Annotated in this window: 12 protein-coding genes; 1 reads left to right on the forward strand and 11 read right to left on the reverse strand. The window is 71.2% G+C overall.

What is annotated here, in order from left to right; translation table 11 throughout:
• Positions 1-40 precede the first annotated feature (40 nt).
• Positions 41-697 carry a helix-turn-helix domain-containing protein gene (locus tag ACZ44S_RS04770; protein ID WP_466924336.1) on the forward strand — a complete coding sequence of 219 codons (657 nt, stop codon included), beginning with the start codon at positions 41-43 and terminating at the stop codon, positions 695-697.
• 54 nt (positions 698-751) lie between these two features.
• Here the strand turns inward: ACZ44S_RS04770 and ACZ44S_RS04775 are convergent, their stop codons facing one another.
• The 11 genes from ACZ44S_RS04775 to ACZ44S_RS04825 all read right to left on the reverse strand — a co-directional run bounded on the left by ACZ44S_RS04775 (position 752) and on the right by ACZ44S_RS04825 (position 10732).
• On the reverse strand, positions 752-1249 hold the full coding sequence (locus ACZ44S_RS04775) for a hypothetical protein (RefSeq protein ID WP_466924338.1): 498 nt from the start codon (positions 1247-1249) through the stop codon (positions 752-754).
• Positions 1250-1282: 33 nt separating this feature from the next.
• Positions 1283-2158 carry an ABC transporter permease gene (locus tag ACZ44S_RS04780; protein WP_466924340.1) on the reverse strand — a complete coding sequence of 292 codons (876 nt, stop codon included), beginning with the start codon at positions 2156-2158 and terminating at the stop codon, positions 1283-1285.
• The gene (locus ACZ44S_RS04785) at positions 2155-3093 is read right to left on the reverse strand and encodes an ABC transporter ATP-binding protein (protein WP_466924343.1); all 939 of its coding nucleotides are present in this window, start codon (positions 3091-3093) and stop codon (positions 2155-2157) included. The genes ACZ44S_RS04780 and ACZ44S_RS04785 overlap by 4 nt, the downstream gene beginning before the upstream one ends.
• A gap of 36 nt (positions 3094-3129) precedes the next feature.
• Positions 3130-3927, reverse strand: coding sequence for a hypothetical protein (locus tag ACZ44S_RS04790; RefSeq protein ID WP_466924345.1), 798 nt, complete (start codon positions 3925-3927; stop codon positions 3130-3132).
• Positions 3924-5207: a vWA domain-containing protein gene (locus ACZ44S_RS04795; protein ID WP_466924348.1), complete on the reverse strand. Its 1284-nt coding sequence runs from the start codon at positions 5205-5207 to the stop codon at positions 3924-3926. Before ACZ44S_RS04795 ends, ACZ44S_RS04790 begins: the two co-directional genes overlap by 4 nt.
• 26 nt (positions 5208-5233) lie before the next feature.
• On the reverse strand, positions 5234-6322 hold the full coding sequence (locus ACZ44S_RS04800; RefSeq protein ID WP_466924350.1) for an AAA family ATPase: 1089 nt from the start codon (positions 6320-6322) through the stop codon (positions 5234-5236).
• Between the two features lie 90 nt (positions 6323-6412).
• Positions 6413-6658: a hypothetical protein gene (locus ACZ44S_RS04805; RefSeq protein WP_190163761.1), complete on the reverse strand. Its 246-nt coding sequence runs from the start codon at positions 6656-6658 to the stop codon at positions 6413-6415.
• 68 nt (positions 6659-6726) lie between these two features.
• Positions 6727-7539 (reverse strand): alpha/beta fold hydrolase, encoded by an 813-nt coding sequence (locus ACZ44S_RS04810; protein WP_466924352.1) that lies wholly within the window; start codon positions 7537-7539, stop codon positions 6727-6729.
• Positions 7536-9440, reverse strand: a complete 1905-nt coding sequence (locus ACZ44S_RS04815) for an ABC transporter ATP-binding protein (protein WP_466924354.1) — start codon at positions 9438-9440, stop codon at positions 7536-7538. Before ACZ44S_RS04815 ends, ACZ44S_RS04810 begins: the two co-directional genes overlap by 4 nt.
• A gap of 28 nt (positions 9441-9468) precedes the next feature.
• Entirely contained in the window at positions 9469-10539 is a 1071-nt protein-coding gene (gene gntD / locus ACZ44S_RS04820; RefSeq protein ID WP_466924356.1) for a guanitoxin biosynthesis L-enduracididine beta-hydroxylase GntD, read from the reverse strand.
• 1 nt (position 10540) lies between these two features.
• The gene (locus ACZ44S_RS04825) at positions 10541-10732 is read right to left on the reverse strand and encodes an MbtH family NRPS accessory protein (protein WP_190163758.1); all 192 of its coding nucleotides are present in this window, start codon (positions 10730-10732) and stop codon (positions 10541-10543) included.
• Positions 10733-10773: the final 41 nt, after the last annotated feature.

Genomic DNA, 10773 nt, shown 5'->3' on the forward strand with positions numbered 1-10773 from the left:
ATCACTGAAATTCACACAGTCTTCGGGGGACTGAAACGCGATGGCGGGGAACGTAAAATCCGATAAATCCGGCGAAGGTCTGAAGATTGGCCTCTACATCGAAGATGATGTGCTTCGAGCGGGCCTGGCCTCGCTCCTGTCGCAGATCTCAAGCATGGTCGAGATAATCCCTCCGGACGATTTCTCGCGTCACCGGCCGGTGGGGCCCGCGGTGTCGCTCGATGTGTTCGTGGTGACCAGTTCCAATCGATTCCACGGTTCGAAGGATGAGGGCTGGGGCGGCTTCAGCGCGCCGCGCGTGCTCATGATCCTCGAGGAACCCGAGCTGGGCTCTGAGGTGGATCTCTTCTCCGACTATCCGGCCGACAGCTATCTGATGCGGACGGGGCTCACGGTGGAGGCTCTGGGCCAGGCCCTGTCACAGGTCGTGTCGGGGCAGATGCTCATGCCGCTCAGTGTGGGCCGCATGCTGATGAGCCGGGCCGTGGAGAGCCCCACCCCGGCGGCCACGCTCACCTCGCGCGAAACCGGTGTGCTCCGTCTGCTCGCCGAAGGGCTGAGCAACAAGCAGATCGGCAGGCGGCTGGACATCTCCGAGCACGGTGCCAAACGGCTGGTCGGTTCCGTGCTCGCCAAGCTCAACACACCGAACCGCACCTCGGCGGTCGTCCTGGCCATCAAGGCGGGGCTCCTGTGAGGCGCCCAGCGCCTCTTGGGCAGAGTTCTGGACGCCCGGGACGTGCACCGGCGGCTACATGGGGGGCGCGTCCGCGCCGGTGGCCGGCCGGGTGAAGTGGGCGCGGGAGTCGCGCCGGTACAGGAGGATCAGCGCGGCCAGGCCGACCAGCCAGGAGACGACGGCGAGGATCACGGAGAGGACGCCGGTCGGGTCGGCCAGGCTGATGAGGGTCATGACGGTGGCGATGGCGAAGAGGACGGCGGACGTGACGCGGGCCCAGTTGTGGCCGGCCTTGGCGGCCCAGGCCATCCACAGCCAGAGGGCCGCGCCGATCAGGCTGAAGACGATGCCGGAGGCGATGACGAGACCGCTGGAGACCTCGGTGCCCGAGTCACCGGATCCCGACAGGTCGCCGCTGAGCTCGTCGGCGGTGCTGATCACGACGATGATCTCGCACAGGGAGAGCACGGCGCCCGCGTACATGAGCCTGGCCGCGGTCAGGACCGACGGCGGGGTCGCACGGTATCCGGTAGGGGTCTGCGGTTCCTGGGGGTAGGACGAAAAGCTCACTGCTTGCTCCTGCGTGGTTCGGCCGGGGGGATGTCAGGTGTCTCGCCTGCGGAGCAGCACCGCGGCTGCCAGCAGGGCGGTGAGGACGTAGGCGACGAAGACCCCGTAGCCGGTCCAGGGGCCGAGCATCGGGTTGTCGCCGGTGGTGGGGCGGAGGCTCCAGATGGCGGATCCGGCGTTCGTGGGAAGCCACTTGACGACGTGTGCCTCCCACGCGGACGGCAGGAAGTTCGCCAGGAGCGGGACGACGAACAGCAGGCCGATCGCCGTCGAGATCGCCGCCGCGGTGTTCCGCAGCAGGGCGCCGAGGGCCAGCGCGAGGAGGCCGCCTGCGGCCAGATACAGGCCCCCTCCGACGACGGCGCGCAGCACGCCGGGGTCGGTCAGCGCGACGTGCAGGTCGAGGTGGGTGACGGTGTCGGCGGCGCCGTCCCGGTCGGTGACCGTGGCCTTCGCGAAGAAGCTCTGGCCGATGAAGAACGAGACGAAGCTGCAGAGCAGTCCGCAGGCAAGCACGACGCACGCCAGGACGGTCAGCTTCGCGGTGAGGACGGTGACGCGCCGCGGGACCACGGTGAGGGTGGTGCGGATCGTTCCGGTCGAGTATTCGGAGGTGATGGCCATGGCGCCGATCACCGCGACGGTCAGCTGACCGAACATCAGCCCGGACATGCTGTCGCGGACCGGGTCGACGTCGGCCAGGAACGACGGCTCGAGATGCGCCGAGACGGCCCAGGCGAGCAGGGCACTGGTCCCGATGGTGAGGACCACGGTGGCGACGAGCGTCCACACGGTCGACCGCAGCGACCGGATCTTCGTCCACTCCGAGCGGAGCACGCCGCCGAACGTCAGGGTCGCGGCGCGTGCTTCGGGGGCAGCGGCAGCGGCAGCGGCAGCGGCGGGCTTCATGACCGCACCTCCGCTTCCGGTGCTCCGGCGGACGGGCTCGCCTGGTATTCGACGCTGGACCTGGTGAGCTCCATGAACGCCGCTTCGAGCGAGGCCTGCACCGAGACGAGCTGGTGGATGCGGACCGCACCGTCGAAGGCCAGATCCCCGACGCGCACGGCGTCCAGCCCGCCGACGACCAGCGAACCGTCGGGTTCGGACCGCACGGTGCCGCCGTGGTCCTCGAGCAGCGCGACGAGCCGGGCCGGCTCCGGGGTGGTCACCCGCACCTCCGTCCGGCAGTTGCGCTCGATGAACTCGTCGACGGTGCAGGACGAGATGAGCCTGCCCTTGCCGATCACGACCAGGTCGTCTGCGGTGTGCTCCATCTCGGACATCAAGTGGCTGGAGACCAGCACCGTGCGGCCCTGCGCCGCCAGTTCCCGCATCAGGCCGCGGATCCACACGATCCCTTCGGGATCCAGCCCGTTGACGGGTTCGTCGAAGAGCAGCACCTCCGGATCGCCGAGGAGCGCCACCGCGATGCCCAGGCGCTGTGACATGCCCAGGGAGAAGCCCCGCACCGGCCTGCGGGAGACCTCGGCGAGCCCGACGAGTTCCAGCACCTCCTGCACGCGCCGTCGCCGCAGGCCGTGGGTGTGAGCGAGCGAGAGCAGATGGTCGTAGGCGCTTCTGCCGCCGTGGACGGCCCGGGCGTCCAGCAACGCGCCGACCGTCGACAGCGGGCTGCCGTGCCGGGTGTAGGGCTGCCCGCAGACCGTCACCGAGCCGCCGGAGGGGGCGTCCAGCCCGACGATCATGCGCATCGTCGTGGACTTCCCCGCGCCGTTGGGTCCGAGGAAACCGGTCACCCTGCCGGGGAGCACGTCGAACGACAGGTCGTCGACCGCCAGACGTTCGCCGTACCGTTTGCTGAGATGTAACGCCTCGATCACTCATTTTCCTTTCCTACGGGACGAGTTCGCCGTGGCTCACCCGCCGCTGTCGGTGAGGGCACGCATCACCCTCGCCTGCTCCACATCGACGCCCTGGCGGCGCAGGTCCGCTGTCTCTTCGGCGGTGAAACCCGCCCCGCACCAGGCCGAGACCTCGTCGATGGGTACGCCCGCGCGCCACCAGTCGGTCATCACCGAGATAGCGTCCGCGCCCTGCGCGGCCACACGTTGGGCCTCCGCCGGGGAGAACCCGAGGGCGTGGAAGAGCTTGGCCTCTCCGGCGTCGAGCGACCGTTCGGCCCAGGCGACGGCTTCGGTGCCGTGCCAGCCGAGGTCGATGTACGGCCTGGCCTTCTCCGCCGGGATACCGGCGCGCAGCATCGCCCGCATCGTGGCGGCTTCCTGTTCGTCCAGGGTGCGGCCGACGCCCCGGCGGGACCGGCCCGGGCGCAGCCGCTCGGTCCACCGCTGGGGGCGGGGGTCCTCTCCGGCCAGGTGCCGTTCCGCGGCCTCGGCCGCGGGGACACCGAACTCCCGCCAGCGGACGGCGTCGCGGGGGGTCATCCCGGCGCGCAGCATCCTGTCGACGGTGTACGGGGTGGCACCCGCCGTGCGCCATTCACGCGCTTCGTCGGGCTTGTACACGCCCGAGGTGCGCCAGCGGTCGGCGTCGTCGAGCCCGAACCCCTCGGCGATCCACCGGCGGGCCTCGCCGACGGCGTAACCGCGCTCCCGCCAGGCGTGCAGCGGTTCGGGAGCGGGCGCACCCTGGTCCGACCGCCGGCCCGGCTCCTCCGGCTCGTCCGGATCTTCCTCGAAGAAGGCGACGTTCATCGTTCTCTCTCCTCCACGTCTGCGGGGATGCGGACCCGGGCCGCCCAGTCGGGGGCCCGGCCGTCGTCCCCGATCAGACAGACCAGCACCTTCGCGGGCGGTCTGCGCTCGGGCCAGGGCGTCTGACCGTCGGTCATGACGAGCACCAGGTCGGGGGCGGGCCGCAGCTCCATGGCCGCCTCGAGGCCGGCCCGCATGTCGGTACCGCCACCTCCGACCAGCCGGAGTTCCGCGGCCTTCCTGATCTCCTGCACGGGATGCGCCTTGGTGTCGCAGCACAGGACGCGGAGCCTGCGGCCGGGCCCGCTGACCTTGTCGATGATGCCCGTGACCTCGCCGACCAGGCGTTCGAGCACCGGTGCGGTCACGCTGCCGGAGGTATCGAGCACCAGAGCCGTCTCCGGCACCGGACGGGTCATGGCGGGCGTCACGAAGTCGCCGTAGGCGGCCGCCCGCCGTGACGGGCGGCGGTAGCTGAAGTCGACCCGGCCGGATGTCTCGGTCAGCCCCTTGCGGATGAGCGAGCCGACCTGCGCGCGCCAGTCGATCCGGGGCCGGAGTCTTGCCTCGGCCCAGCGCACCCAGCCGCCGGGCACGTCGCTGCGCGCGCTGGCCCGCTCCTGGATCCCGGCCGCGAGCGAGCGTTCCAGCATCTCCCGTTCCAGCTCGGACAGTCCCGCGCCGCCCGCCCGGTCCCAGGGCCGTTCGATGCCGTCGGCGGCGCTGCCGCAGTCCACGGCGTCGGACAGGGTGGTGCCGCCGCGGACCAGGGCGTCGTCGAGCACATCGAGCAGGCTCAGGTACTCCTCGGCCATCCGGTTGCCCGGCAGGCCCAGTTCACGCGGTGAGACGACGCCGTCGGGGCCGGTGAGCCCCTCCGTCTCCAGATCGTCGTTGATCTCGGCGTCCGCGGCCTGGTTCCAGCGGTGGGCGGCGCTGTCGCGCTGCCCCTCGAGGCCCATGGCGTGCGTGGGTCCCGTGGCTCCGGGAGCGGGACGTACCGGGGACCTGGCGGCGTGGCCCCTGACCAGGTGCCCGACCTGGTGCAGCAGCCACCACCCCGTGCGCTCGACGGGGTTGGCGAGCACGGTCGCCGGGTCGATGTGCACGACCCAGTTCGTGTTGGCCGGGAAGGCGGCCAGACCCGGGTCGGGCACCCAGGCACCGGTGTCGGGGTCCGTGCCGGGTTCGAGGAGGGCGGGCGTGAGGGCGAAGATCGCACTGGCGAGGTAGGGGGCCTGGTGGCAGGCCCACAGGCGTGCGCCCGCGAACTTGGCCATGACCTCGTCCGTTGCCGTGCCGGGGTTCATGGCAGCAGGCCCGCCACCCGCAGGATGGGCGCCAGTTCGAGCATCGCGGCGGGCGGCGCGGCACCCTCGGGCCGGCCGGCCACCAGGGCCCTGGCCGAGCCGGCCGCCACGTCGGGGGCCGACTTGGCCACCCGCGCGATGACCGACCAGGCCCGTTCCCAGGTGTCCCGGCCGCCGTCGGCACGGACATGCGCGACGAGCGCCCCGAGCAGGGCGTGCAGCTGGTCCAGGCGTTCCGGCAGCGGGGCCCGCGGGTCGGTGAGCAGGGTCTCCGGGTCGGGCAGGTCGAGGCTGCGCAGCCAGGTGATCAGCTCGAACCCGGCGGCGTCACCGACGGCGCCCAGGACGAGTGCGGCCTCCACCTCCGGGCGGGCGCCGGCGTGTTCGCAGGCGGCGACGGCCTTGGCGGCCATCTCCCAGGTCCTGGGGCTCGGCCATCCGCGACCCGCCCGGTCGGCTCCGTCGGGTACGGCCACGACCAGTTCCGGACGGACCCGCAGGAAGGCGCCGACCAGGGACCTGGCGCGGGCGACGGTGTCGTCCGGCGGCGGGTCCTTGTGCACGAGGGCGGGCACAATGAATCCGCCGGCGAAGCCCGCGGCGATGTCGGCCGCCTCGACCTGCCAGTCCAGGTGGATCAGCCGGTTGGCCAGCGGGGCGGACAGGTCCCAGCCGTCGGCGGCCTGTTCGGGCGGGTTGGCGGCGGCCACGATCCGCACGGCGTCGGGCAGCCGCAGGTCGCCGACGGTGCGTTCGAGCACGACCCGCAGCATCGCTGCCTGCACGGCCGGCGGAGCGGTGGTCAGCTCGTCGAGGAACAGCAGGCCCGAGCCGCCCGCGGCCAGCCGTTCGGCCCAGCGCGGCGGGGCGAACCAGGTGGTCCCGTCACGGATGACGGGCAGCCCGGAGAAGTCGCTGGGTTCCCGGATGGAACCGATGACCACCTCGACGGGCAGGTCCATGGCGTCGGCCAGGGCGATCACCGACGAGGTCTTCCCGGTTCCGGGGGCACCCCAGAGGATGACCGGCAGGTTGGCCGTCACCGCGATCGCGACGGCGTCCTGGACGACTGACTGGTGAGCCATTCACGAACCTCCGGAAGTCTGTGTTCGGGCATGCCGAATCACCGCGTCCGCGCCCGTGCGGGCGCGAAGCGGCCGATGGTGACGGCTGGTTCAGTCGTCGCTGCGGAAGAGCCTGCGGCCGCCGTGCTTCTTGTGCACGGCCTGCCTGCTCACGCCGAGGACCTCGGCGATCCGGGCCCAGCTCCTGCCCTGGGTGCGTGCCCGCCGGACCAGCACCGCCTCCTGGCGTTCCAGCACCTTGCGCAGTTCGGCGATCGCGGCCAGGGCCTCGATCGGGTCGCCGTCCCCGGTGCGCTGTGCGAGCCGGGTGAGCTGGGGGAGCTCGTCACTGTCCATGAACGCAACTTTAGTTGACACCCCCTCGAGTGTCAAACGTGGTTGACACTCGAGGGGAGGCGGCCGCGTCAGGAGGCCAGGAACTCCAGCAGGTGGCCGTTGACCTGGTCGGACTGCTCCATGTAGCCGAGATGCCCGCAGCCGGCGACCTCCAGGTACCGGGCGCCCGGCATGGCGTCGGCGACCTCACGGACCATGTGCGGCGGGCAGAGCAGGTCGTCCGCGAAGCCCATCACCAGGGTGGGTGTGGAGATGGCCCGGTAGGCCGGCAACCGGTCGGGCAGCTCGTCGAGTTCCAGCTGGCGCCGCAGCCCGGGCATGGTCCCCTCGGGAATCTCGAAGACCTCCAGCCAGTAGCGCGCGGCGTCCTCGTCGTCCATCGTGCGATGGCTCAGGTAGCGCATCATCTGAACCGTCGCGCGGTACCCGGCGGGCAGGTCCACCTTGGCGTCGTACAGGTCCCGCTCGGCCCGGGACAGGGCCAGCCGCATGGCGTCGGTCCGCCCGCGCGTGGCCATCAGCACGGCCCGGCCGACCAGATCGGGCCGGGCGACCAGCAGCTCCTGAACGATCATCGCGCCGAGCGAGAACCCCACCAGCCGGCAGCGGGTGAATCCGAAGTGCTCGATCAGCGCGACCGTGTCGTCGACCATGTCCGCCAGGGTGAAGTCACCGGTGTCCTCGGGCGAGAGGCCACGGCTGTCGAACGTCACGACCTGGTATCCGGCCGCCACCAGCGCCGGCACCTGGTGGAGGTGCCAGACCCGTCCGGCCGCGCCGCTGCCCATCACCATCACGACCGGCTCGCCGGCACCGGTGACCTCGGCCTTGAGCGTGGTGCCGCCCGTCGGCACCCGCACCTGGCTGCGCCGCCCGCTCACCCGTCCACCTCCGCGGGCACCGGGGACCCGGCGGTGACGGCACGGTCGCCGCTGAGCAGCTGCCCCCGCGCCAGGTCCCGGTAGAGCTCGTCCTCGGCCATGAGTTCGTCGTGGGTGCCGGTCCTGCGGACGCCGCTGTGGTCCAGCAGCACGATCACGTCGGAGGCCGCGACCGTGGACAGCCGGTGGGCGATCACGATCATCGTGCAGCCCGCGGCGAGCTCCTCGATCGCTTCACGCAGCGCCGCCTCGTTGACCGAGTCGAGCTGCGAGGTCGCCTCGTCCAGCAGCACCAGCCGGGGCCGGCTCAGCAGGAGGCGGCCGATGGCCAGCCGCTGGCGCTCGCCACCGGACAGCTGCGTGCCGCGGTCACCGATCTCGGTGTCCAGGCCGTCGGGAAGCCGGCGGACCAGTGCGCCCAGCCGGCTGGCCTCCACCACCGCGTTCAGCTGGTCCTCGGTGGTGGCCGGCGCGGTGTAGAGCAGGTTCTCGCGCAGCGTGCCCGCCAGTGCCGGGGCCTCCTGCTCCACATAGCCGATCTGGCGGCGCAGCTCGTTGAGCGGGATGTCCGCCAGATCGCGGTCGCCGAGCAGGACACGGCCCGTCTCGGGCTCGTAGAAGCGTTCGAGCATGGCCAGGACGGTGGTTTTCCCGACGCCGGAGGGGCCCACCAGTGCCGCCTTGGCGCCGGCCGGGATATGGAAGGACACGTTCCTGAGTACGGGGACGTCCTCGCGGTAGCCGAAGCTCACGTTCTCGAACGTCACCGACGAGGGCGGGCCGCTCGACGGCGCGGCCGGCCCGGCGGTGCCTCCGCTCCCGGCGAGCGGGACGGCGTCGCCGACCACGGGCGCCGCGCTGCCGGGCATCGGCTCGACCTCCATGTCGTTCACCGCCGCGATGCGGGCGGTGGCGGCCGAGGCCTTCTGCAGCTGGGTGACCGCACCCACGATGATCATGATCGGGGAGGCCAGGTACAGGATGTAGAGCAGGAAGGCCACCAGGTCGGCGGCCGAGATGGTCCCGTTGGCCACGCGCACACCGCCGACGCCGAGGACCATCAGGAACGACAGTTGCACGGCGAGGCCGCTGGCGACGCCGACGACGGCGTCCAGTTTCACCGACCGCACGCCCGCCGTGTACGAGGTGCGGGCCCACTCACTGATCCGCTCGGACTCGCGCTCCTCGGACACGCTGGCCTTCACCGTGCGGATGGCGCCCAGGGCCCGCTCCAGGCCGGCGGTCATCTGCCCCAGCCCTTCCTGCGCCCTCTCGGTGGCGGTCTTGATCCGGCTCAGCGCGGGAACCACACCGAGGCCGACGACCAGCAGGACCGCCAGCACGGACACCAGTTGCACCCAGTCCAGGTAGGCCATCAGCGCGATCGCGCCGACGAGCATCACCACGGAGGAGACCGCGTCCAGCACGTTGGCCGTGATGACCGACCGCAGCAGGGTGGTGTCGGCTCCGGCGGTGGACAGCAGATCGCCGACCGAACGGCGGTCGTACTCCTTCATGCGCAGCCGCAGCAGCCTGCGCACCAGCGTCAGTCGCAGTCCCAGAACCATGCGCTCCCCGGAGCGCTCCAGGATGAACAACTGGATGCCGGACAGCGCGGCGCCGCCCAGCACCAGGGCGACGAGAAGCAGGATGGGCCTCATCAGGCCTCCGTCCTGACCAACCCGCTCCAGCACCTCACGTGCTGCCAGAGGCTGGGCCAGCGCGGCGCCCGAGCCGAGCAGCCCCAGGCCGATACCCACGAGGAGCGCCCCCCGGTAGGGCCTGGCGAACCTCAGCAGTGCCTTTAAGCCCGCGGGATCGAACTGCTCCTCGGCGGTGTCCGGCTGCTTCTCCTTTCCCGTCCCGGCCGGAAGTTCCTCGGCCCTTCGTACGTCACCCATCCTGTTCCCCTCACCTATCCCTCGTTCGTCAGCTCGCCAGGACAGCGCGGGCGGTCCGCTTGGTGGCGGTCACTCCCGCTTCCGCCATGCGCCGCAGATCCCGTGTCACGCTCACCCGCTTGAGCCAACGGTCCGTGCCGTCGAAACGAGCCCGGAACGGGCGCCGGCCGTGGACACAGCGCTGGTTGTCCAGGAACAGGTAGTCCCCGGGCTCCAGAACGAGGTCGCCGAGCTTGCTCTCGATCTCTCTTTTCAGCTCCTCCAGAGCCGACTCCGCCTCCGTGTCCTCGTCGTCCGCGACCACGGTGAAGTCGGCGTCGACACACAGCGACCGGCTGCCCGCCATCCCCGACAGCACCCGGGCCGGCGGCGGGTCGGACCACGCGCCGACGTCGTCGGAGCCCGTGGGGCTGTGCGAGGTGTCCGGCCTCTGGTGGTAGCGCGGCTGGCTCAGCACGGACCGGGTGTGCTCGGTGAGTTCCAGCGAACGCAGTTCCGCCAGCGTGGTCGGCACCCTGTCGGGGTTGCGTACGCAGGCCAGTCCCAGGTAGTCGGCCCGGTACGGGTGGAAGGCGTCCTCGGTGTGCCAGCCCAGTTCGACCGCGCTGCTCGCGCTGGTCTGCGACTTCTGCTCCTGCTCGCTGGGCACGATGTCGTGTACCAGTCTCCCCGCCTGCTGGGTCTCCCAGCCGAACACGTCGCCGAGCAGGACACCGAACAGCACCAGGCACACCTCCGGCGGCAGCGCCGGCCGCGACGGGTCCCGTTCGAACTCCGGCGGAGTCGGCGGCAGGTCGGCGTCGCGCAACCGGTGCCCGCGGATGCGGAAGCTGCCGAGGTCCGGGCTCAGCCTCACCTGTTCGATCCACCGGCGCAGACCGAAAGGCAGCCGCTGGGCGAACAGCCGCGCGTCGGCTATGAAGCGCGGGTCCTCCACGTTGTCGTACGCCGTGGCGACCTCCGCGGCGATCTCGTCGAGCAGGCGGCTCTCGTCCTCGCTGAGGACGTAGACGTCGTGCGGGCGGGACGGGCCCGCCGGGCCCGTGCCGCCGGTGACGGCACGGGCCGGCGGAACTGTCGTCGAACGGCGGTTCTGCACGTCAGCCCTTCCGCTTCGGGCCGACATACCAGACCTTGTCGACGTAGGCGGAGCACTCCTCGACGGTTCCGGTGAAGTCGAGACGCTCCCAGCCGAGCGGAACCTCCTTGTTCTCCAGCCAGAGGGAGTGTTCGCCCTTCTCGTTGCGCAGAACGGTGTAGGTGCGGGTGTCGACGTCGTTCCTGGTGCTCATGTCACTCCTCGTCAGGGTTTTCTCAACGGACACGCGACGGC

It is taken from the genome of Streptomyces malachitofuscus, from assembly GCF_055571035.1.